Below are 22,004 nucleotides of genomic sequence, written 5' to 3' on the forward strand. Positions count from 1 at the left end.
CTTTATTAATTTTTATGAAGTTGTTCTGGGCGTTTACTCAAATGTTTCCAATGTGTTTCGCCATCATCTGCATCAAGAGAAACAATGACGTCATCGACACTCGGTTGACTCAAGATAATTTCTGCTAAACGCTCTTGTAACGCGTCAGCTTGTATAATGTTTAAATGTGGATCAACTTCAATTTTAGTTTCTACATGAAGAAATTCTCCTTCTTTCACAACTTCTAACTCGCGAATGTCTCGAACATCTGGATGATCACTTAATAGATGAGCAATGTGATTAACCATTTGTTCATCTGTTTCACCAATTGCTCCACGCGCATTATCCATGAAGACTTTACCGACAACATACAGCATCATTAGACCAATTGCGATAGATGCAGCACCTTCGACTTCTAGGAAGCCGGTGAAATGTGCAATCAATACAGCGATCAATGCTAAAACGCCACCTGCAGTGGCTACTAAATCTTCCAGAAATACTAATTTTGTTGCAGGCTTCGCGCGATTTAAATGCGCAAAGCTAGTTGTAAGAGGTGCCATGACTCCTCCTTCTACACCCGCCTCATGTAAAATTTCTTTTCCTGCTTTATATAGAACAAAAAATTCAAGAAGAATAGCGATAGATAATACCACGACACTTATGATAAATCCTTCCGCTTCTACTGGATCGGTTAATTGATGCCAACCTTCAACGATTGTTTCATAAGCCATAACTCCGACAATAAGTACCGCACCTAAGAGTACGATATTCAATAAGCGCCCAAAGCCATTTGGAAATTTTTTCGTCGGTGCTTTCTTCGACAGAGCCGAACCGATAAAAACAAAATATTGATTGGCTGCATCTCCGATAGAGTGCATCGTTTCAGCAAACATGGCGACGTTCCCTGTAAAAAAGAATGCCACACCTTTCATAATGGCGATAAACGTATTAATGATTGCTGCTGTCAATGACGGCTTGTTGCCTTTTTTCAGTAAACCAAAAAACTCCTTCATATAAATCCTCCTCAATTAAATCAGTTCAATTTCAACTTCCTTTACTTTTTCCATATCCGATAATTCTTGATAAAGATTAATGGTATCTTTGTCATGAGAAACAGACATGCGTATTGCCAACTCATGAAAAGAAAAAGAACTTTCTTTATCTGAGTGGGTAATGGATAAACTTTCAACAATAGATCCTCCAGCTTTTAATTCATCTAACACCTCCCGAATAGCCGAACGTTCAGTAACAACCACTTTAATGTGGGCTTCGACCATTTTCAGCCGGGTTGGTCCGAATTTAAAAAGAAGGGGAGGTAACACTTCTATTGCAAAAAGAACAATCAGTACCGCTGTAACCGCCTCAATATAAAAACCTGCTGCAACAGCAATGCCGATTCCACCGGCCCCCCAAATCATAGCAGCGGTCGTCAAACCTGAAATCGAATCGTTCCCGCGCTTCAAAATGACGCCGGCTCCTAAAAACCCGATGCCGGAAACAATCTGTGAGGCTAAACGAAGAGGGTCCATTGTAATATTAACATTATCATATTCACTGCCTTGTGCAATATAGGCAGATTCAATTGAGATAATGGTTATTAAACAACTAAACGTAGAGATAACGATACTCGTTTTTAACCCAACAGGTTTTCGTTTCAGTTCTCTTTCTAATCCAATTACTAAACTTAGTAGAGCTGCTATAAGAAGTTTAAAGAAAGTTTCTAATGAAGAAACTTCTAATGCGCTGAAAAATTCCATGAGGAAAACCTCCAATTCTATTATCTCATATTGATTCTGAATATAGAAAGTGGCACACTTATTTAGTAGTTGTCGGTTAAGAAAAATTAGAAGAAGAGGTGTGGACATGGAAAGACCGGCTATTCATCCATATATACCTATCATGATAGGAGTTTTCTCGGTAGCGTTATCAGCAATTTTTGTGAAGATGACAGTTGCGGATTCTGGAGTAACAGCTTTTTATCGTATGTTATTCTCCGTATTGATCATGAGTCCAGTCTTCTTACTAAAATATACCCACGAAATCAAAAAGTTAAGCAAAAGAGATTGGGGCTTTGCATCGGTAGCTGGTGTATTTTTAGCGTTTCACTTCATTTTGTGGTTTGAGTCGCTTAATTATACTTCGGTAGCCAGTTCAACTGTGCTTGTGACCTTGCAACCGTTATTCGCTTTTGCAGGCACGTATTTCTTTTTTAAAGAGAAACTCTCTATTAAAACACTTGTCTCTGGAGCAATTGCAATATTAGGTAGCGTATTAATTGGCTATGGTGATTTCAAAGTAAGTGGAAATGCTCTTTATGGAGATTTATTAGCTTTAATAGCTTGTGCGTTAATTACAGCTTATTTGTTATTTGGACAAGATGTTAGAAAAAGATTGTCGTTGGTTACGTATACTTTTGTAGTTTATAGTATCAGCACAATAACATTATTCTTCTATATTGTATTAAAGGGAGAGTCTTTTGGACCTTACCCGGCTTCTGAGTGGATGTGGTTTTTACTATTAGCGATCATTCCGAACTTGCTAGGACACACATTATTCAACTGGGCATTAAAGTGGGTAAGTACGAATGTTATCTCGATTGCAATTCTTTTTGAGCCAATAGGTGCTGCTATACTTGCTTATTTCATACTTGGAGAATATTTAACAGTTTCTCAAATTGTGGGTGGAAGTGTAGTGTTGGCGGGGATTATGTTGTTTGTTACAGACTACAGGAAAATTAAAAAATACTTTTTTAAAATAAACGCTTGATTTTTCGCGCGTGGCGGTTTATATTTATATATGTCCTTAAGACAACTCGGAAAAATATTTTGAAATAGTATTGACAACGAGATTGAAACAGGATATATTAATAAAGTCGCCAATGAGCGCGGCAAACAAATTGAAATAACTTGAACCTTGAAAACTGAACAGCAAAACGTCAACAAAACGCAACGGTCGCGCAAAACGGCCCGTGCAAAACTTACTGATCAACGCAAGTAGATCAAAGCGAATCGTGCGTCTTCGGACGGCGATACGCCAGCAGTATTGAGCAATCAACACTACTCTATAATGGAGAGTTTGATCCTGGCTCAGGACGAACGCTGGCGGCGTGCCTAATACATGCAAGTCGAGCGGAACCAGAGGAGCTTGCTCCTTCTGGTTTAGCGGCGGACGGGTGAGTAACACGTGGGCAACCTGCCCTGCAGATCGGGATAACTCCGGGAAACCGGTGCTAATACCGAATAGTTTGCGGCCTCTCCTGAGGCTGCACGGAAAGACGGTTTCGGCTGTCACTGCAGGATGGGCCCGCGGCGCATTAGCTAGTTGGTGGGGTAATGGCCTACCAAGGCGACGATGCGTAGCCGACCTGAGAGGGTGATCGGCCACACTGGGACTGAGACACGGCCCAGACTCCTACGGGAGGCAGCAGTAGGGAATCTTCCGCAATGGACGAAAGTCTGACGGAGCAACGCCGCGTGAGTGACGAAGGTTTTCGGATCGTAAAACTCTGTTGTGAGGGAAGAACAAGTACCAACTAACTACTGGTACCTTGACGGTACCTCACCAGAAAGCCACGGCTAACTACGTGCCAGCAGCCGCGGTAATACGTAGGTGGCAAGCGTTGTCCGGAATTATTGGGCGTAAAGCGCGCGCAGGCGGTTCTTTAAGTCTGATGTGAAAGCCCACGGCTCAACCGTGGAGGGTCATTGGAAACTGGAGAACTTGAGTGCAGAAGAGGAAAGTGGAATTCCATGTGTAGCGGTGAAATGCGTAGAGATGTGGAGGAACACCAGTGGCGAAGGCGACTTTCTGGTCTGTAACTGACGCTGAGGCGCGAAAGCGTGGGGAGCAAACAGGATTAGATACCCTGGTAGTCCACGCCGTAAACGATGAGTGCTAAGTGTTAGGGGGTTTCCGCCCCTTAGTGCTGCAGCTAACGCATTAAGCACTCCGCCTGGGGAGTACGGCCGCAAGGCTGAAACTCAAAGGAATTGACGGGGGCCCGCACAAGCGGTGGAGCATGTGGTTTAATTCGAAGCAACGCGAAGAACCTTACCAGGTCTTGACATCCCACTGACCGGTGTAGAGATACACTTTTCCCTTCGGGGACAGTGGTGACAGGTGGTGCATGGTTGTCGTCAGCTCGTGTCGTGAGATGTTGGGTTAAGTCCCGCAACGAGCGCAACCCTTGATCTTAGTTGCCAGCATTCAGTTGGGCACTCTAAGGTGACTGCCGGTGACAAACCGGAGGAAGGTGGGGATGACGTCAAATCATCATGCCCCTTATGACCTGGGCTACACACGTGCTACAATGGACGGTACAAAGGGTTGCCAACCCGCGAGGGGGAGCCAATCCCATAAAACCGTTCTCAGTTCGGATTGTAGGCTGCAACTCGCCTGCATGAAGCCGGAATCGCTAGTAATCGTGGATCAGCATGCCACGGTGAATACGTTCCCGGGCCTTGTACACACCGCCCGTCACACCACGAGAGTTTGTAACACCCGAAGTCGGTGAGGTAACCCTTGTGGAGCCAGCCGCCGAAGGTGGGACGGATGATTGGGGTGAAGTCGTAACAAGGTAGCCGTATCGGAAGGTGCGGCTGGATCACCTCCTTTCTAAGGATAAATTCGGAACCGGGCGCCCTAGGCGCTCCGGGGTTGACGTTTTGCGTTCAGTTTTGAAGGTTCACCTTCAGGCGGCAACGCCTTTTTTTGTGACTTTCAAACTTGTTCTTTGAAAACTGGATAAAACGACATTGAAACAATATGCAAGAAATTCAAGTACGCGTGACAATTTTTGTCACAACTTTTTAATTAACCATTGGTTAAGTTAGAAAGGGCGCACGGTGGATGCCTTGGCACTAGGAGCCGAAGAAGGACGGCACTAACACCGATATGCTTCGGGGAGCTGTAAGTGAGCTGTGATCCGGAGATTTCCGAATGGGGGAACCCACTACTTTTAATCGAGTAGTATCCATGTGTGAATCTATAGCACATGAGAAGGCAGACCCAGGGAACTGAAACATCTAAGTACCTGGAGGAAGAGAAAGCAAATGCGATTCCCTGAGTAGCGGCGAGCGAAACGGGATCAGCCCAAACCAAGAGGCTTGCCTCTTGGGGTTGTAGGACACTCTATACGGAGTTACAAAAGGTAGGATTAGGCGAAGCGACCTGGAACGGTCCGCCGCAGCGGGTAACAGCCCCGTAGCCGAAAACCTTACCCCTCCAGAGTGGATCCTGAGTACGGCGGAACACGTGAAATTCCGTCGGAATCTGGGAGGACCATCTCCCAAGGCTAAATACTTCCTAGTGACCGATAGTGAACCAGTACCGTGAGGGAAAGGTGAAAAGCACCCCGGAAGGGGAGTGAAATAGATCCTGAAACCGTGTGCCTACAAGTAGTCAAAGCCCGTTAATGGGTGATGGCGTGCCTTTTGTAGAATGAACCGGCGAGTTACGATTACATGCAAGGTTAAGCTGAGAAGGCGGAGCCGCAGCGAAAGCGAGTCTGAATAGGGCGCCAGAGTATGTAGTTGTAGACCCGAAACCAGGTGATCTACCCATGTCCAGGGTGAAGGTAAGGTAACACTTACTGGAGGCCCGAACCCACGCACGTTGAAAAGTGCGGGGATGAGGTGTGGGTAGCGGAGAAATTCCAATCGAACCTGGAGATAGCTGGTTCTCTCCGAAATAGCTTTAGGGCTAGCCTCAAGATAGAGAATCCTGGAGGTAGAGCACTGTTTGGACTAGGGGCCCATCCCGGGTTACCGAATTCAGACAAACTCCGAATGCCAGTGATTTATGCTTGGGAGTCAGACTGCGAGTGATAAGATCCGTAGTCAAGAGGGAAACAGCCCAGACCACCAGCTAAGGTCCCCAAATATCCGTTAAGTGGAAAAGGATGTGGCGTTGCTTAGACAACCAGGATGTTGGCTTAGAAGCAGCCATCATTTAAAGAGTGCGTAATAGCTCACTGGTCGAGTGACACTGCGCCGAAAATGTACCGGGGCTAAACGGATTACCGAAGCTGTGGATGGATCTCGTAAGAGATCCGTGGTAGGAGAGCGTTCTAAGGGCGTTGAAGTCAGACCGGAAGGACTGGTGGAGCGCTTAGAAGTGAGAATGCCGGTATGAGTAACGAAAGACGGGTGAGAATCCCGTCCACCGAATGCCTAAGGTTTCCTGAGGAAGGCTCGTCCGCTCAGGGTTAGTCGGGACCTAAGTCGAGGCCGATAGGCGTAGACGATGGACAACAGGTTGATATTCCTGTACCACCTCCCCGCCGTTTGAGCAATGGGGGGACGCAGAAGGATAAGGAGAGCGTGCCGTTGGTTGTGCACGTCCAAGCAGTGAGGCGTGGAATGAGGCAAATCCCATTCCTGATACGTTGAGCTGTGATGGCAAGAGGTTTACCCTCGGAGTCCCTGATTTCACACTGCCAAGAAAAGCCTCTAGCGAGGCGGGAGGTGCCCGTACCGCAAACCGACACAGGTAGGCGAGAAGAGAATTCTAAGGTGAGCGAGTGAACTCTCGTTAAGGAACTCGGCAAAATGACCCCGTAACTTCGGGAGAAGGGGTGCTCTGGTAGGGTGTATAGCCCGAGAGAGCCGCAGTGAATAGGCCCAGGCGACTGTTTAGCAAAAACACAGGTCTCTGCAAAACCGTAAGGTGACGTATAGGGGCTGACGCCTGCCCGGTGCTGGAAGGTTAAGAGGAGTGCTTAGCGCAAGCGAAGGTGCGAATTGAAGCCCCAGTAAACGGCGGCCGTAACTATAACGGTCCTAAGGTAGCGAAATTCCTTGTCGGGTAAGTTCCGACCCGCACGAAAGGCGTAACGATCTGGGCACTGTCTCAACGAGAGACTCGGTGAAATTATAGTACCTGTGAAGATGCAGGTTACCCGCGACAGGACGGAAAGACCCCGTGGAGCTTTACTGTAGCCTGATATTGAATTTTGGTGCAACTTGTACAGGATAGGTAGGAGCCTTAGAGCCCGGAGCGCCAGCTTCGGAGGAGGCGTCAGTGGGATACTACCCTGGTTGTATTGAAATTCTAACCCACAAGCCTGATCGGCTTGGGAGACAGTGTCAGGCGGGCAGTTTGACTGGGGCGGTCGCCTCCTAAAGAGTAACGGAGGCGCCCAAAGGTTCCCTCAGAATGGTTGGAAATCATTCGAAGAGTGTAAAGGCAGAAGGGAGCTTGACTGCGAGACGTACATGTCGAGCAGGGTCGAAAGACGGGCTTAGTGATCCGGTGGTTCCGCATGGAAGGGCCATCGCTCAACGGATAAAAGCTACCCCGGGGATAACAGGCTTATCTCCCCCAAGAGTCCACATCGACGGGGAGGTTTGGCACCTCGATGTCGGCTCATCGCATCCTGGGGCTGTAGTCGGTCCCAAGGGTTGGGCTGTTCGCCCATTAAAGCGGTACGCGAGCTGGGTTCAGAACGTCGTGAGACAGTTCGGTCCCTATCCGTCGCGGGCGCAGGAAATTTGAGAGGAGCTGTCCTTAGTACGAGAGGACCGGGATGGACACACCGCTGGTGTACCAGTTGTTCTGCCAAGGGCATCGCTGGGTAGCTATGTGTGGCCGGGATAAGTGCTGAAAGCATCTAAGCACGAAGCCCCCCTCAAGATGAGATTTCCCATTGCGCAAGCAAGTAAGATCCCTCAAAGACGATGAGGTAGATAGGTTCGAGGTGGAAGCGTGGCGACATGTGCAGCTGACGAATACTAATCGATCGAGGACTTAACCAAAACAAAGTACGCGAAGACTTGCACGTTCCAATGTCGTTTATCCAGTTTTGAAAGAATAAGAAAAAGTTTTTGAAAAAAAGCTTGAAAAAACCAGTGATATACTGGTATAATAAATCTTGTCTTTCAAAACCAAATAGTCCAGTGATGATGGCAAAGAGGCCACACCCGTTCCCATCCCGAACACGGCAGTTAAGCTCTTTTGCGCCGATGGTAGTTGGGGGTTTCCCCCTGTGAGAGTAGGACGTCGCTGGGCAATACATATCGGAGGATTAGCTCAGCTGGGAGAGCATCTGCCTTACAAGCAGAGGGTCGGCGGTTCGATCCCGTCATCCTCCACCATTTTTCTTTTCGCCGGAGTAGCTCAGTTGGTAGAGCAACTGACTTGTAATCAGTAGGTCGAGGGTTCGACTCCTTTCTCCGGCACCACTCATGTAAATGAGCCATTAGCTCAGCTGGTAGAGCATCTGACTTTTAATCAGAGGGTCGAAGGTTCGAATCCTTCATGGCTCACCATTTTAATTTTAATATTGCCACGCGGGTGTGGCGGAACTGGCAGACGCACTAGACTTAGGATCTAGCGCCTTCGGGCGTGGGGGTTCGACTCCCTTCACCCGCACCATTTTGCGGAAGTAGTTCAGTGGTAGAACGCCACCTTGCCAAGGTGGAGGTCGCGAGTTCGAACCTCGTCTTCCGCTCCATATGATTTTCAGAGTACCGACCCTTAGCCGGGGTGGCGGAACTGGCAGACGCACAGGACTTAAAATCCTGCGGTAGGTGACTACCGTACCGGTTCGATTCCGGTCCTCGGCACCATTTACATCAATAGCATAAAGCGCCCGTAGCTCAATTGGATAGAGTACTTGACTACGAATCAAGCGGTTAGAGGTTCGAGTCCTCTCGGGCGCACCATATTTTTAAAAAACTCAGTACCTAAGTTCGGGAAGTAGCTCAGCTTGGTAGAGCACTTGGTTTGGGACCAAGGGGTCGCAGGTTCGAATCCTGTCTTCCCGACCAAACAATGGGGCCTTAGCTCAGCTGGGAGAGCGCCTGCCTTGCACGCAGGAGGTCAGCGGTTCGATCCCGCTAGGCTCCACCAACTCATTACATTAAAGATCCCGGCGGCGTAGCTCAGCTGGCTAGAGCGTACGGTTCATACCCGTGAGGTCGGGGGTTCGATCCCCTCTGCCGCCACTTTTTTAGGACCTTTAGCTCAGTTGGTTAGAGCAGACGGCTCATAACCGTCCGGTCGCAGGTTCGAGTCCTGCAAGGTCCACCATTTGTATTTTATCACGGAGGAATACCCAAGTTTGGCTGAAGGGATCGGTCTTGAAAACCGACAGGGGAGTCAAATCCCGCGGGGGTTCGAATCCCTCTTCCTCCTCCATTTTTTCTAAATGTGTGGACAATTATTTTCAAAAGAAGTCGTTTCAAATTAGTATCTATATTATTATCGCGGGGTGGAGCAGTTCGGTAGCTCGTTGGGCTCATAACCCAAAGGTCGCAGGTTCAAATCCTGCCCCCGCAACCAAATGGTCCCGTGGTGTAGCGGTTAACATGCCTGCCTGTCACGCAGGAGATCGCCGGTTCGATCCCGGTCGGGACCGCCATTTTTATTCAAAGTTGTGGGTCAGTAGCTCAGTCGGTAGAGCATTAGATTGAAGCTCTAAGTGTCGGCGGTTCGATTCCGTCCTGACCCACCATTTATGCGGGTGTAGTTTAGTGGTAAAACCTCAGCCTTCCAAGCTGATGATGAGGGTTCGATTCCCTTCACCCGCTCCATACTATTACATATGGGCCTATAGCTCAGCTGGTTAGAGCGCACGCCTGATAAGCGTGAGGTCGATGGTTCGAGTCCATTTAGGCCCACCATTCCGAAGTAGCTCAGTGGTAGAGCACCGCACTGTTAATGCGATGGTCGTAGGTTCGAGTCCTACCTTCGGAGCCATACTGGGGAAGTACTCAAGTGGCTGAAGAGGCGCCCCTGCTAAGGGTGTAGGTCGGGCAACCGGCGCGAGGGTTCAAATCCCTCCTTCTCCGCCAGTATATGGCCCCTTGGTCAAGCGGTTAAGACACCGCCCTTTCACGGCGGTAACACGGGTTCGAATCCCGTAGGGGTCATCATAAAAAGAGACATGCATTTAATTGCATGTCTCTTTTTTTCGAGTGTAGACAAATAGGGTTATGGAATGAATTCATTCCATAACCCCATTGTTTGTTTTTATGAAAAATAGTTATTGTACAGGGAATGTATTTTTGGAAAGCAACGAAATCTACCTCATTCGGTCGCTTTCCACGTCCAGTTGATCACCCTATTCAAGTTCATCGATGCAAAAATGAGCATTGTCTGTATAGACATTTTTTTCAGTCTCTTAAGGACCTTTTAATGCAGTTCATATTTTTGTTTTGCATTGGCGAAAATCCCCTCGATCGTTTCTTTCCATCTTGCATTGATGAATTTGATTGACCCTATATGACCAAGACGCCTCCACAGAGAAGGTTTCGCGCGTGAGTCATCTCAAAAGTGACCAGAACGATTCAATCCAATAAAAAGACTATAAACCACTAGGGTTTTCTACTGTCTAAAAAGGGTCATGCATTTAATCGCAGGACTCTTTTTTTCGTTGTATTCGAGTTCCGACTATGAAGCACCATGCCGCACATCACGATAACAATCCCGATTAAGGCTAGTCCTGAAGGCAACGCTATTGATAGGAAAAGAATTTCTCCAACTAAAGCAAATAAAACTTCCATAGATTGAGTCGCTTCAACTACTCCTAACATTTGCATGTTTCCTCTAACAAGATCTGTGGCTTTAAAGAATAACACTGTGGCTATTACGCCTGAACTGATTGCGACAATTAAGGTTTGGAAACTTTGCGAAGCAGTTGGACCACCAACTGTCATTAAACCGTATAACGATAACAATATCCAAAAAGGCAGACTGGCTAACGTCATTCCCAAAACCCTCTGATAGGCATCTAATCTACCGTCGCATATCTCCATCATTTTTCTATTGCCGAGTGGATATGCGAATGCTGCGAGAAGAACTGGTATAAAACCAAACCATAGTGTAGCAGAAGAAACGGTCGCTACATGTTCTAACTGCATGAGACTGACTCCCGCCAATATGATGAAAGAAATCATTAAACTTTTCACCGGGATTTTTCTTCTTAACTGAACAGCACCATCATTAGTATGTATAGTGATAAGAAATAATGGAGCGAGCAGGGTGCCTGCAATGATAGTGATTTGCCAAGTCCCTGCGATTAGCCACCCAGGAGAATAGGCAGCTGCAAAACAAAGTGGTGTGTAAAATAAGCCGAACCCGATAAAGCTCCAAATGAACCAGGCTTTTTTGTTTCTGCTCATTTCTAGTATTAAAGGTTTTAAGTTTTTTCTTGATAGAACAATTAATAGTAAAAAAGGAATCATAAAAAGATAACGAAGAGAAGCGCTCCAAATCCAACTTCCGCCACTTGCTTCCATTGTGGCATTTAAAACAAATGTAAATGCGAAGAAAAAAGCAGCAATGATACCGATAATAATGGGTTTCACTTTAGATCCTCCTGAGCAATATTTCGAATTATTTCTCAACTATAGCGCATACTTAAAAATTCTACAAAGCTTTATTTGGACATAAAAAAAGAGATTTCAATTGAAATCCCTTTTTTCTCATACTATTTATAGAAGATATTCAATTAGTAATCCGATACCAAGTAGTAAGGCGAAAAGTGTATTTGTTTTTCCAGTATCTTTCATGGCTGGCATTACTTTTAATGGTGCAGTGTGGTGTTTAAAAATTTGAACCACTCTAATCGGTTTTATAACACTAAGAAAAACGAGTAAAGTCCATGGTGTTAATGTTCCTACAATAACGAGAATGACAATCCATGCGTAAGATATGATAAAAAAAGCCATAAGAATGTTAACGGCTGTCGGTCTTTTAACTAAAATCGCAAGTGTTTTGCGTCCACTTTCTTCATCGCCAACGATATCGCGAATATTATTAGCTAACATAATAGCCGCTACTAATAAAGTGCTTGGTACAGCAAGTAGGGAAGCTTCTACGGTTACAATGCCCGTCTGGATATAAAAGGCGATAATAACGATTAAATAGCCCATAACTACACCTGAAAAAAGTTCGCCGAATGGCGTATAAGCAATTGGATAAGGTCCACCTGTATAAAAATAGCCGATTGCCATAGAAACTGCGCCTACAACTAGAAGCCACCAGCTAGTTTGTGAACAAATGTAAATGCCGATAACTGCAGCGAAACCGTAAAACACTAATGCTAAAGCTAAAACGGTTTTTGGTTTCACACCATTACGAACAATAGCACCGCCAATACCAACAGAGTTCTCATTGTCTAGACCTCTCGCAAAATCATAATATTCATTGAACATATTGGTTGCTGCTTGGATTAGTAAACTGGCAAATAACATTGCTAGGAATAAAATCCAGTCAATCGGGGAATAATGTAAAGCAATCATCGTTCCGAGAAATACGGGAGCGAAGGAAGCGGTCAGTGTATGGGGACGTGTCAATTGCCACCATACGCGCCATCCGCTGTCTGCTTGTAGGGAATGTGTCATCTTAATCTCTCCTTTAATTCTTTCCACTCTTCATTGTACTTTAAAATAGTCTGGAATACAGCAAATGATGTGCTGATTTTAGCAGAAAAGAGTATGATAGAGGGTAGAGATTAAAAAGTGAAACAGTGACTGGAATAAACTAGACTATTGTCTTAAAACGGAGGTAATCAGGTGAATTCAGAATCGTCTTCATCGACCCAGCAATTTGCGGCAGACCAGATTGAAGGCTATCGCTTTTATACTGAAACAATCGAAGTTACGCATATGTCTGCATTAGCATTTTTTGAAGCTGGCGGAAACGACCACGCAGGAAAACGAATGTATTGGAAAAATCGTGAAAAGACCTTCACGCTGGTTGGAATTGGACATGCTCATGTTCTCTCATCTGATGAGAAAGCTGGAAGGTTTGAAAATATAAAAAACGACTGGAAAAACTTATGTCGACAAATCGTCAATGAAGAACGGTCGGTTCATCCGGTCTTATTCGGAGGATTTTCGTTTGACCCATTCAATACAAAGCCGAGTGAGTGGAGAAGGTTCCCACAGGCTTATTTTGTAGTGCCAACTTTTCAGTTGATTTTAAAAGGTGATCAAGCGTTTGTAAGTATTCACTTAATCACGAAAAAACAAGACAGTTTTAACGAGTTTGACGCGTTACGGAAAGAACGAGATAAATTACTTCATGCTGCACAAGTGTCTGAAGTGGATAAGTACGATAAACCGAATGTGATTGAACGGACCGAATTAAGAAAAGAAGAGTACTTAGAATCGATTCAACGCGTTACGGATATTATTAAAGCTAAAGAAGTCGAGAAAGTGGTTATTGCACGCACAGTGAAACTGGGGTTTGAAAAGAGACTTTCGCCAACTTCTGCACTGTATCAAGTAGCCAATGAACAACCGGAAAGTTTCTTGTTCGGTTTAGAAGCGGAAGAACAGTTTTTCTTTGGTGCAACTCCAGAACGACTTGTGAAAGTAGAAAATGAAAAAGCGTTATCTACGTGTTTAGCAGGTTCAACACCTCGTGGGAAAACCATTGAAAAAGACACAGAACTTGGTGAAAATTTATTGCTAGATCCTAAAAATCGTGCAGAACATCAATATGTTGTGAGCATGATTAGCGATGTTTTTAAAGCAACATGTAGTCAAACCATCGTACCGAAAACACCAAAATTGATGAAAATTAGAGATATCCAGCATTTGTATACACCGGTCGAAGGTGTGTTAAATGCAGGATCTACATTATTTGACTTGGTAGAACTACTTCATCCAACACCTGCTCTTGGTGGAGAGCCGAAATTAGAAGCTATGGCGATGATTCGTGAGCACGAAGCGATGAACCGAGGCTATTATGCGGCGCCTATCGGGTGGATTGATACACAAGGAGACGGCGAATTTGCTGTTGCCATTCGTTCGGCTTTATTAGATGAAGAAAAAGCTTATTTATATGCGGGTGGTGGGATTGTAGCAGATTCGACACCTGAATCAGAGTATGACGAGACATGGGTTAAATTTAGACCGATGCTCCGGGCATTGGGAGGTCAATTGAGTGACGAATCGTAAAGCATTAACTGAATATGTATCAGCCTTTACTCATTCACTTGTTGAGCAGGGGGTTAAAGATGTCGTTATTAGTCCGGGGTCTCGTTCAACACCGCTTGCATATGCTTGTATGAAGGAGGAAGGCTTAGCTGTATACAGACAAATTGATGAACGCTCCGCGGCTTATTTTGCGCTAGGCTTAGCTAAAGCTTCTGGGAAACCAGTCATGCTCCTTTGTACATCGGGAACGGCAGCAGCTAATTATTTTCCGGCTGTTGTTGAAGCGTTTTATGCGCGTGTTCCTTTACTCGTAGTCACAGCAGACCGTCCGCACGAACTGCGGGAAGTCGGTGCGCCACAAGCAATCAACCAAGTAAATTTATTTGGAACACACGTTAAATGGGCAACAGATTTGCCAATGCCAGAAACGGAAAATCAATTGGCGTTCTTAACGCGTCACTTGCACCGTTCTGTTCAAAATGCAACGAGTGAACCGCGAGGACCGGTACATATAAACGTGCCATTCCGTGAGCCACTGCGTATTGATTTTGAACAAGATTATCTAAGCACTCATGAAATTGCTCATTTTGGCGGAGAACTGTCTTTAAGTGTGGAAAGTCGCAGGTTTTTACAACAACTTTTGAAAAAAGAAAAAGGCTTGTTGATTGTTGGAGAACAGACGCAAATGATGCCTGATGAATTTTGGGTGTTTATTGAGAAACTGGATTGGCCGGTATTGGCAGATCCTTTATCCAACATACGTGGAAACGTTCCGCAATCGGCAAAGTCGTTAATTATTGATTCTTATGATGCATTGCTTAAAAGTGAGAGATTTAAAGAAACGGTCATACCGGATGCAGTGATTCGTGTTGGGCCTCAACCGGTTTCAAAACCATTAAGCTTGTTTTTAGCAGCAGTAAAACCAGAGACCTATGTGGTGTTTGATGAAAGTTCGATGTTGCGTGACCCACAATCTGTAGCGACGCATCATATTCAAGCAGCTGAAAAAGACTTATGGCAAGTATCAATGGAAAATAAATCCACAAATGCGTATCGTGAAAAATGGACGCAAGCTTCTCATTTATACTGGCAAGTTGTCGAGCAGCATTGTCAGAACGAACTAGATGAAGGGGTATTAGCGAAAGTGCTTTTCGACCGGTTGGATCAATGTGATTTGATTGTGAGCAGCAGTATGCCAATCCGGGATGTAGATACGTATTTCCAAACAACCGAGCGGGATATTATGCTATATGCAAATCGCGGAGCAAATGGCATTGACGGGGTTGTATCAACGGCGTTTGGCGTGCAAGCAGCAAAACAGCGTCCAGCTTATTTGTATATCGGAGATTTATCGTTTTTGCATGATATGAACGGATTGATCGCATCAAAAATGCAGGAGACGGATTTGACGATTGTGATTATGAATAACGATGGGGGCGGCATTTTCTCTTATTTGCCACAGTCTCAAGAAGAGCGCTATTTTGAAGAGTTGTTTGGCACACCGACTGGACTAACGTTTAGCGATGCAGCGAACATGTACGATGCGCAATATGTGTCAGCAGAAACAGTAGAACAATTTGCCGCAGCACTAGACGAACCGAAAACTAAATCAGTGAAAATGATTGAAGTGTTCACTAATCGTGAAAACAATGTCACGACGCACCGTAAATTATGGAGCCGTTTTGATGAGGAGCTGGCTAAAGGATGAAGCTAGAAGTCGGGGGCAATTTTTACCATGTTGAAGTAAGGAATCCAGAGAAACCAGAAACTTTGGTTTTTCTGCACGGCTTTACAGGAAGCACAAAAACATGGCATTCGGTTAGTGAAAAGTGGACGGATGCCAAAATTGTTTTGATTGATTTAATCGGTCATGGAGCGTCATCTAGTCCAGAAGAGCTTAAAGCTTATTCGATGGAACGTCAGCTAGAAGATTTGGATGCTTTGTTTGATCAGTTAGCGTTAGACAACTTTACGCTAGTTGGTTATTCGATGGGCGGACGGACGGCGCTTGCTTATGCTTGCAACTATCCGGAGCGGTTGACGAGATTAGTTCTTGAAAGTGCATCGCCTGGACTTGATAGTGAACAAGCAAGAAAAGACCGTCGAACAAATGATGCGCGTCTTGCAGAACGGATTGTGACAGGTGGCCTTGTCAATTTTGTTGATGCTTGGGAAAATATTGAGTTGTTCGCAAGTCAAAAAGAGTTGCCTGAAAGGGTACAGCAGTCGGTACGTGAAGAACGTTTGGCGCAAAATCCACTAGGCCTTGCGAATAGTTTGCACGGCATGGGAACAGGTGCGCAACAGTCTTATTGGCAAGAGCTAAAAGGTTTGAATGTACCCGTTTTATTGGTGACTGGGCGGTTGGATGTAAAGTTTGAGGCAATTGCACAAAAGATGCTTGAACAGCTGCCAAATGCTGTTCATAAAACTATTGATGCGGGCCATGCAATACATGTGGAAAAACCTGCTGAGTTTGCTACAATAGTAAGAGAGTATTTAAGTTTGAACTATCAAGGAGGAAAATCATGACACGCGAGTGGATTACAGAACGTACATATGAAGACATTAAGTATGAAATTTTTAACGGCATTGCAAAAATTACGATTAACCGTCCGGAAGTGCGCAACGCATTCCGTCCGAAAACCGTTCACGAATTAATCGATGCATTTTCACGTGCACGCGATCATTCAGATGTAGGCGTTATTGTTTTAACTGGCGAAGGCGAAAAAGCTTTCTGTTCAGGTGGCGACCAATCCGTACGCGGACACGGTGGCTATGTTGGGGAAGATGAAATTCCACGTTTGAACGTATTAGATTTACAGCGTTTAATCCGTGTCATTCCAAAACCAGTTGTCGCAATGGTTGCAGGTTATGCAATTGGCGGCGGACACGTTTTGCACGTTGTTTGTGACTTGACGATTGCTGCGGATAACGCACGCTTTGGTCAAACAGGTCCACGTGTTGGTTCGTTTGATGCTGGATACGGTTCTGGTTATTTAGCACGTATTATTGGCCATAAGAAAGCACGTGAAATTTGGTACCTATGCCGTCAATACGACGCACAGGAAGCATTGGATATGGGCTTAGTTAATACAGTTGTCCCTCTTGAACAGTTAGAAGACGAAACCGTTCAATGGTGTCAGGAAATGCTTGAAATGAGCCCAACTGCACTTCGTTTTGTTAAAGCAGCAATGAATGCTGATACAGACGGTCTTGCTGGATTGCAGCAAATGGCTGGCGACGCAACATTATTGTATTACACAACTGACGAAGCGAAAGAAGGACGCGATGCGTTTAAAGAAAAACGCAAACCGGACTTTGGTCAATTCCCACGTTTCCCATGATTATTGAATAATTGAAAGCTGTCCTCTCTGGGGACAGCTTTTTTTGAAGAAAGGATTTTTTTACATGACGTATCCGAATTGGTTGAGTCAACGAAGCTATTTGAGCGGTGACCGCATGGCGTTGTCGTTTCAGCAACAACAATGGACTTTTTCTGAAATAAATACGATTGCACTAGATTATGCGGGAAAACTAAGCGCGCTTGGCGTGAAAGAAAATTCCCGTATCGCGGTATTAGCAAAATCTACTCCAGAATTTGTTTTTGTCTTGTATGGCTGTATGCACCTAGGTTGTGAAATGGTCATGCTCAATGAACGCCTCTCAAGCAATGAATTAACGTACCAAATAAATGATGCAGAAGTTACGTTTATTTTTGTAGCTGATGTGCTGAAAGAAAAAATGAACGATTCGCGCGTGGTTTTATTTAGTGAAGTAGAAAATGCAAAATCTATTCAATTTGAACCGCAGCAGCAATGGGCAAAAGACCGTACTCTTTCTATTATGTATACTTCAGGCACTACCGGGCATCCAAAAGGCGTTCGCCAAACTGCAGAAAATCATTTTTCAAGTGCCGTGTCGTCTGCGCTCAATATTGGCATAGCACCAGAAGATGTATGGTTATGTGCCGTGCCATTGTTTCACATTAGCGGGTTTTCGATCTTGATGAGGTCGTTAATATATGGCATGGGGGTTCGGTTATACGAGAAGTTTGATGCCGATCAAAGTGCAGAAGAAATTTGCAATGGCAGCGTGACGCATATGTCGGTTGTCGGTGTGACGTTAGAGCGTATCTTAACGAGTGTTGAACAAGCTTCCATGCAAGCGTCTGATCGCTTTAAAGCGGTTCTTGCCGGAGGGGGACCGATTCCAATTGCTTATATGAAACGTGCTAAAAACTGTGGAATTCCAGTGTTGCAAACATATGGCATGACGGAAACATCGTCGCAAACAACAACGTTACAAGTGGCGGATGCAGAGCGGAAAATTGGATCTGCAGGTAAGCCCTTATTTTTATATGAAGTCAAAACAGAAAAACCTGGTGAAGTGGGAGAAATCCTTATTCGCGGTCCTCAAGTAACACCTGGCTATATTGGCAAATTTGCCGAGCGAGATGTGCAGCAAGATGGCTGGCTTCATACAGGAGATATGGGCTATTTAGATGCCGAAGGCTTTTTGTTTGTTGTGGATCGCCGTTCGGATTTGATCGTCTCTGGCGGGGAAAATGTTTACCCGGCTGAAATCGAAAAAGTGTTATCCGGTCATCCAGCTATTCAAGAAGTTGGCGTTTGCGGTGCACCGAGTGAACAGTGGGGAGAAGTTCCGGTGGCATTTGTGGTATTGCAACAAGAAACGACAGTAGAAGAGCTATTGGCGTATTGTCGCGAACAACTGGCGTCTTACAAAGTGCCAAAACAATTGACGATTGTCGAGTCGTTGCCGCGTAACGCTTCAAACAAGCTACTGAGAAGAGAGCTGAGAGCATGGGTATAACCATTAAAGAGATTGGCTTAAAGACAGTACGAAGACTGCTCAAAACCCCTTTTAAATCTGTTTTACAGCAAGTAGATGAACGAGAAGTAATTGTGGTTAGCGTAAAAGGCGATTCAGGACAGACTGGCTACGGAGAATGTGTGGCATTTGAAACACCGTGGTACACAGAAGAAACCATTACCAGCTGTCGTTTCGTGCTAGAGCAAGTGTTACTGCCACTCCTCGCAAATCAAACTCTTCATCATCCAAAAGAAGTTTGGGAGTTGTTCAAAGCTGTGAAAGGCAATCGGATGGCAAAAGCCGCAGTGGAAATGGCTGTCTGGGATTTATTTGCAAAACAACAGCAGCTGCCGCTTTGGCAATTTGTCGGTGGCACTTCACAAGCAATTCCCGCTGGCATCGTCGTAGCTGCAGATCCATTTCAAATAGGAGACAAAGTAGCACAAGCGAACACAGCAGGCTACAAGCGAATCAAAATCAAAATTCAGCCTAATACAGATCCATCTATGTTGAAGTCCGTTGTTAATAACTATCCCGAGATATTATTTTTCGCAGATGCCAATGGCAGTTTCGATGAAGATAACTTTAAACGACTAACAGAATTTGATGATGTTGGATTTACGTTAATTGAACAGCCTTTTGGAGAACGAGAGTGGATATTGCATTCAAGAGCAAAACAACAGCTCAAGACACAAATTTGTTTAGATGAAAGCATTGCTAGTGTAGAAGATGTTCAGCAAATGATCGACAGTAAAGCGGGCGATATCGTCGTTTTGAAAATGAGTCGCCTTGGTGGCTGGACGGAAACCTTGAAAGTGGTGGAATTGTGTCGTGAGCATTCGATCGGTATGTGGGTTGGTGGAATGATTGAATTTGGTGTGTCGAAAGCCCATAATTTAGCGCTAGCATCTTTAACAGGTATACACTATCCGGGTGATTTTTCCGCCTCGAATTATTTTTGGGAAAAGGATATTATCCAGCCAGCAATCTTTGTCGATAATGGTGAAATTCAGTTAAGTGATCGAATAGGAATAGGGTATACGGTAAATCTTCCCGAATAAAATAGTTCTTTAATTTGACGAAAAGTTCTTGAACGACAGCTGTGTTTTTTGGGTGTATAATACAAAAAAGTAAATCGGAGTCGATGGGCTGACGGATCATAAGGTGGGGGACATATGAGAAATTTAGAAGAGAGGGTCATCAAAAATTTTGCGATCGGTTTACCTGAGAAAATGACGTATGGAAACGGCGAGGAAATGGAAACGGCTATTCGTAAAAAACAAGTGAGAGAAGCGTTTTTAAGGAAAGAAGGTTTTAGAGGAGACGGAGTTGCTGATCTGAAATTTCACGGGGGACCGGACCGTGCGGTTTGTCTCTATCCTTATGAACATTATGCTTATTGGAACGATCAATTTGATACGGAGTTGCCATCAGCAGCTTTTGGGGAAAACTTGACTGTGACGAATATGCTGGAGCGGGATATTTGCATCGGCGATATTTTTCAAATAGGTGAAGCCGTCGTTCAAGTCACACAGGGACGAGTTCCTTGTAACACAATCGACAGACGTCTTGAGATGAAACCTTTGTTAAAAGCAATGGTGAAAACGGGTTATACGGGCTATCTTTGCCGGGTGTTAGAAGAAGGAATGGTTCGAGCTGATTCGCCTATTCGGAAGGTGTCAAAAAGTCCGACACGAGTGTCAGTTCTTTATGCGAATGAAGTCAATTTCCACAAGTCAAAAGACGTTTCCGGGATTATGAAAGTGCTTGAAGCGGATGAACTAGCAGATGAATGGCGTCAATTTTTGACAAAGCGATTGACGAAATTGACGTCAGGAAAATAGTATAAAATATAAGGTGATGAAACAGATTGCAAAACAGATCTTGATTATCAAAAAAACAAAAAAAGTGGTGGAATGAGTGTTATAACACTCATTCCACCACTTTTATATTTAGGGAAGTTTTGTCTTTTATTTCAAAATTGTTTCCAACACTTGAAGATTTTTCTCCATTAATGTGAAGTAAGTTTCTTCGTTATCGATATTTTCTTGCGTTAAGACGCCAAGGTTGTGCATGTCGATGGCTTCTGCACCGACTTCTTTTTGGATAACTTTCGTTAAGTTGGAGGATACGTTTTGTTCGAAAACAATATATTGTAAATCGTATTCTTTTGCTAAATCTACAATTTCCGTCAATTCTTTTTGTGACGGTTCATTTTGACTGTTCAAGCCAGCAATGGCGATTTGTTTAAAGCCGTATGGTTCTGAAAGATACCCAAATGCAGCGTGAGAAACAAAAAATGTGTCTTTACTTACACGCTCTGCTAAAGAGTCAAATGAACGATCTAAGGTTTCTAGTTCAACAATAAGTTCTGAGTAATTACTTTCGTACACTTCCGCATTTTCTGGATCTGCTTTAACTAAAGAATCTTTAATCGATTCTACTAGTTTTTCACTCAATACAGGAGACATCCACACATGCGGATCGGTCGAACCGTGGTCGTGACCATCGTCACTTTCAGCTTCTTCCGCATGCGCATCTTCGTTCACATCTTCTTGATGGCCCAGTGCGGCTTCTAAATCTTCATCTGTGATTTGATCTGCAGTCGCTACGAATTCGACGTTTTCGTTTTCCAATGTCTTTTTCGCGTTATCGATAAATCCTTCTAGACCAAGGCCGATTGAGAACATCAAATCTGCATCTGCAAGTTTGATCATCTCTTGTTGAGTCGGTTCAAAAGTATGCTCGTTTGAACCGGCAGGATAAATCGATTGGACATTGATTAAATCGCCACCAATGCGTTCAGTAAAATAAGTTAGTGGATAAACGGTTGTATAAACTTGCAGCTTCGAGTCATCATTGTCGATACTCTGTGCTTCTTCGCTTGTTTTTCCGCAAGCTGCTAATAATAAAAGTAAAGATAGCAATAAAATAGTTTTTTTCATATTATCCTCCAAAATGTAATGATTACGTTTTAATGACTAGTAGAATATTACATCATGCTCTTTAAAAATACAAGAAAAACCACCAATTATTTTTTTGGTGGCCATTCTTCTGGAACAAAATCAATTCCGCCTTTGTGGAGAGGATGACAGCTTAAAATTCGTTTTGTTGCTAAATATCCGCCCTTTAATGCGCCGTGTTTTTCAACTGCTTCGATTCCATAATGAGAACAAGTTGGGTAAAATCTGCAGCTTGGTGGCGATAAAGGAGAGATAAATCGCTGATAAAAACGGAATATTTTTAGTAATACTGTTTTCAAAATCGTTCAGCTCTTTTCGTCAGATTACTTTATATGTT

General features: G+C 44.4%; 14 protein-coding genes, 20 tRNA genes and 3 rRNA genes. 31 read left to right on the plus strand and 6 right to left on the minus strand.

The window, feature by feature from the left end; all coding sequences use genetic code 11:
- Positions 1-5: 5 nt before the first annotated feature.
- Together BBI08_RS05845 and BBI08_RS05850 are read right to left on the minus strand one after the other, a co-directional pair.
- Complete coding sequence (locus BBI08_RS05845; protein WP_008497669.1) at positions 6-992, minus strand: cation diffusion facilitator family transporter; 987 nt, start codon at positions 990-992, stop codon at positions 6-8.
- A 15-nt stretch (positions 993-1,007) separates the two neighbouring features.
- Positions 1,008-1,736, minus strand: coding sequence for an MgtC/SapB family protein (locus tag BBI08_RS05850; RefSeq protein WP_008497668.1), 729 nt, complete (start codon positions 1,734-1,736; stop codon positions 1,008-1,010).
- A gap of 106 nt (positions 1,737-1,842) precedes the next feature.
- Between BBI08_RS05850 and BBI08_RS05855 the strand changes: the two genes are divergently transcribed.
- The 24 genes from BBI08_RS05855 to BBI08_RS05970 all read left to right on the plus strand — a co-directional run bounded on the left by BBI08_RS05855 (position 1,843) and on the right by BBI08_RS05970 (position 9,851).
- Entirely contained in the window at positions 1,843-2,745 is a 903-nt protein-coding gene (locus BBI08_RS05855) for a DMT family transporter (RefSeq protein ID WP_008497667.1), read from the plus strand.
- A gap of 297 nt (positions 2,746-3,042) precedes the next feature.
- Positions 3,043-4,593, plus strand: a 16S ribosomal RNA gene (locus BBI08_RS05860).
- 207 nt (positions 4,594-4,800) lie between these two features.
- Positions 4,801-7,733: ribosomal RNA gene (locus tag BBI08_RS05865) — 23S ribosomal RNA — on the plus strand.
- Between the two features lie 137 nt (positions 7,734-7,870).
- Positions 7,871-7,986 (plus strand): 5S ribosomal RNA (rrf, locus tag BBI08_RS05870).
- Together the 16S, 23S and 5S rRNA genes with 20 tRNA genes alongside form the textbook arrangement of a ribosomal RNA operon.
- A gap of 10 nt (positions 7,987-7,996) precedes the next feature.
- Positions 7,997-8,072: transfer RNA gene (locus tag BBI08_RS05875), tRNA-Val, on the plus strand.
- 11 nt (positions 8,073-8,083) lie between these two features.
- Positions 8,084-8,159: transfer RNA gene (locus BBI08_RS05880), tRNA-Thr, on the plus strand.
- An 11-nt stretch (positions 8,160-8,170) separates the two neighbouring features.
- A tRNA-Lys gene (locus tag BBI08_RS05885) sits at positions 8,171-8,246 on the plus strand.
- A gap of 21 nt (positions 8,247-8,267) precedes the next feature.
- Positions 8,268-8,352 (plus strand) — tRNA-Leu (locus BBI08_RS05890).
- Between the two features lie 4 nt (positions 8,353-8,356).
- Positions 8,357-8,431 (plus strand) — tRNA-Gly (locus BBI08_RS05895).
- A 26-nt stretch (positions 8,432-8,457) separates the two neighbouring features.
- Positions 8,458-8,546 (plus strand) — tRNA-Leu (locus tag BBI08_RS05900).
- Positions 8,547-8,565: 19 nt separating this feature from the next.
- Positions 8,566-8,642 (plus strand) — tRNA-Arg (locus BBI08_RS05905).
- Between the two features lie 28 nt (positions 8,643-8,670).
- Positions 8,671-8,747: transfer RNA gene (locus tag BBI08_RS05910), tRNA-Pro, on the plus strand.
- 6 nt (positions 8,748-8,753) lie between these two features.
- Positions 8,754-8,829: transfer RNA gene (locus BBI08_RS05915), tRNA-Ala, on the plus strand.
- Positions 8,830-8,850: 21 nt separating this feature from the next.
- Positions 8,851-8,924 (plus strand) — tRNA-Met (locus BBI08_RS05920).
- Positions 8,925-8,932: 8 nt separating this feature from the next.
- Positions 8,933-9,009, plus strand: a tRNA-Ile gene (locus tag BBI08_RS05925).
- 15 nt (positions 9,010-9,024) lie between these two features.
- Positions 9,025-9,117, plus strand: a tRNA-Ser gene (locus BBI08_RS05930).
- A gap of 67 nt (positions 9,118-9,184) precedes the next feature.
- A tRNA-Met gene (locus BBI08_RS05935) sits at positions 9,185-9,261 on the plus strand.
- Positions 9,262-9,264: 3 nt separating this feature from the next.
- A tRNA-Asp gene (locus BBI08_RS05940) sits at positions 9,265-9,340 on the plus strand.
- A gap of 17 nt (positions 9,341-9,357) precedes the next feature.
- Positions 9,358-9,433 (plus strand) — tRNA-Phe (locus BBI08_RS05945).
- A 5-nt stretch (positions 9,434-9,438) separates the two neighbouring features.
- Positions 9,439-9,512: transfer RNA gene (locus BBI08_RS05950), tRNA-Gly, on the plus strand.
- A gap of 13 nt (positions 9,513-9,525) precedes the next feature.
- Positions 9,526-9,602: transfer RNA gene (locus tag BBI08_RS05955), tRNA-Ile, on the plus strand.
- A 1-nt stretch (position 9,603) separates the two neighbouring features.
- Positions 9,604-9,678 (plus strand) — tRNA-Asn (locus BBI08_RS05960).
- A gap of 4 nt (positions 9,679-9,682) precedes the next feature.
- Positions 9,683-9,773: transfer RNA gene (locus BBI08_RS05965), tRNA-Ser, on the plus strand.
- 6 nt (positions 9,774-9,779) lie between these two features.
- Positions 9,780-9,851, plus strand: a tRNA-Glu gene (locus tag BBI08_RS05970).
- Between the two features lie 471 nt (positions 9,852-10,322).
- Here BBI08_RS05970 and BBI08_RS05975 read toward each other — a convergent pair.
- Together BBI08_RS05975 and BBI08_RS05980 are read right to left on the minus strand one after the other, a co-directional pair.
- The gene (locus BBI08_RS05975) at positions 10,323-11,288 is read right to left on the minus strand and encodes a DMT family transporter (protein ID WP_065527848.1); all 966 of its coding nucleotides are present in this window, start codon (positions 11,286-11,288) and stop codon (positions 10,323-10,325) included.
- Positions 11,289-11,414: 126 nt separating this feature from the next.
- Positions 11,415-12,326, minus strand: a complete 912-nt coding sequence (locus BBI08_RS05980) for a 1,4-dihydroxy-2-naphthoate polyprenyltransferase (RefSeq protein ID WP_008497281.1) — start codon at positions 12,324-12,326, stop codon at positions 11,415-11,417.
- 171 nt (positions 12,327-12,497) lie between these two features.
- On the opposite strand from BBI08_RS05980, the gene BBI08_RS05985 reads away from it, so the two are divergent.
- The 7 genes from BBI08_RS05985 to BBI08_RS06015 all read left to right on the plus strand — a co-directional run bounded on the left by BBI08_RS05985 (position 12,498) and on the right by BBI08_RS06015 (position 20,548).
- Positions 12,498-13,889: an isochorismate synthase gene (locus BBI08_RS05985; RefSeq protein WP_008497280.1), complete on the plus strand. Its 1,392-nt coding sequence runs from the start codon at positions 12,498-12,500 to the stop codon at positions 13,887-13,889.
- Positions 13,876-15,576, plus strand: coding sequence for a 2-succinyl-5-enolpyruvyl-6-hydroxy-3-cyclohexene-1-carboxylic-acid synthase (gene menD, locus BBI08_RS05990; RefSeq protein ID WP_065527849.1), 1,701 nt, complete (start codon positions 13,876-13,878; stop codon positions 15,574-15,576). The genes BBI08_RS05985 and menD overlap by 14 nt, the downstream gene beginning before the upstream one ends.
- Positions 15,573-16,400, plus strand: coding sequence for a 2-succinyl-6-hydroxy-2,4-cyclohexadiene-1-carboxylate synthase (menH, locus tag BBI08_RS05995; RefSeq protein ID WP_008497279.1), 828 nt, complete (start codon positions 15,573-15,575; stop codon positions 16,398-16,400). Before menD ends, menH begins: the two co-directional genes overlap by 4 nt.
- Positions 16,397-17,215 carry a 1,4-dihydroxy-2-naphthoyl-CoA synthase gene (menB, locus tag BBI08_RS06000; RefSeq protein WP_008497278.1) on the plus strand — a complete coding sequence of 273 codons (819 nt, stop codon included), beginning with the start codon at positions 16,397-16,399 and terminating at the stop codon, positions 17,213-17,215. The genes menH and menB overlap by 4 nt, the downstream gene beginning before the upstream one ends.
- Positions 17,216-17,279: 64 nt before the next feature.
- Positions 17,280-18,704, plus strand: coding sequence for an o-succinylbenzoate--CoA ligase (locus BBI08_RS06005; protein ID WP_008497277.1), 1,425 nt, complete (start codon positions 17,280-17,282; stop codon positions 18,702-18,704).
- Positions 18,695-19,765: an o-succinylbenzoate synthase gene (gene menC, locus BBI08_RS06010; protein ID WP_040850712.1), complete on the plus strand. Its 1,071-nt coding sequence runs from the start codon at positions 18,695-18,697 to the stop codon at positions 19,763-19,765. Before BBI08_RS06005 ends, menC begins: the two co-directional genes overlap by 10 nt.
- 114 nt (positions 19,766-19,879) lie before the next feature.
- A complete protein-coding gene (locus BBI08_RS06015) occupies positions 19,880-20,548 on the plus strand; it encodes an MOSC domain-containing protein (protein WP_008497276.1) in 669 nt (222 codons plus the stop codon).
- Between the two features lie 126 nt (positions 20,549-20,674).
- Here the strand turns inward: BBI08_RS06015 and BBI08_RS06020 are convergent, their stop codons facing one another.
- The gene (locus BBI08_RS06020; protein WP_065527850.1) at positions 20,675-21,649 is read right to left on the minus strand and encodes a metal ABC transporter solute-binding protein, Zn/Mn family; all 975 of its coding nucleotides are present in this window, start codon (positions 21,647-21,649) and stop codon (positions 20,675-20,677) included.
- Positions 21,650-21,735: 86 nt separating this feature from the next.
- Entirely contained in the window at positions 21,736-21,966 is a 231-nt protein-coding gene (gene yidD, locus BBI08_RS06025; RefSeq protein WP_065527851.1) for a membrane protein insertion efficiency factor YidD, read from the minus strand.
- Positions 21,967-22,004: the final 38 nt, after the last annotated feature.

The organism is Planococcus halocryophilus, assembly GCF_001687585.2.
Lineage (GTDB): Bacteria > Bacillota > Bacilli > Bacillales_A > Planococcaceae > Planococcus > Planococcus halocryophilus.

Excerpts from the sequence above, each read along its gene's own strand:
- BBI08_RS06015 (WP_008497276.1), top strand. The coding sequence starts at position 19,880 with ATGAGAAATTTAGAAGAGAGGGTCATCAAAAATTTTGCGATCGGTTTA.
- BBI08_RS05845 (WP_008497669.1), bottom strand. The coding sequence starts at position 992 with ATGAAGGAGTTTTTTGGTTTACTGAAAAAAGGCAACAAGCCGTCATTG.
- menB (WP_008497278.1), top strand. The coding sequence starts at position 16,397 with ATGACACGCGAGTGGATTACAGAACGTACATATGAAGACATTAAGTAT.
- BBI08_RS05980 (WP_008497281.1), bottom strand. The coding sequence starts at position 12,326 with ATGACACATTCCCTACAAGCAGACAGCGGATGGCGCGTATGGTGGCAA.
- menH (WP_008497279.1), top strand. The coding sequence starts at position 15,573 with ATGAAGCTAGAAGTCGGGGGCAATTTTTACCATGTTGAAGTAAGGAAT.
- BBI08_RS06005 (WP_008497277.1), top strand. The coding sequence starts at position 17,280 with ATGACGTATCCGAATTGGTTGAGTCAACGAAGCTATTTGAGCGGTGAC.
- BBI08_RS05855 (WP_008497667.1), top strand. The coding sequence starts at position 1,843 with ATGGAAAGACCGGCTATTCATCCATATATACCTATCATGATAGGAGTT.
- menC (WP_040850712.1), top strand. The coding sequence starts at position 18,695 with ATGGGTATAACCATTAAAGAGATTGGCTTAAAGACAGTACGAAGACTG.
- BBI08_RS06020 (WP_065527850.1), bottom strand. The coding sequence starts at position 21,649 with ATGAAAAAAACTATTTTATTGCTATCTTTACTTTTATTATTAGCAGCT.
- BBI08_RS05850 (WP_008497668.1), bottom strand. The coding sequence starts at position 1,736 with ATGGAATTTTTCAGCGCATTAGAAGTTTCTTCATTAGAAACTTTCTTT.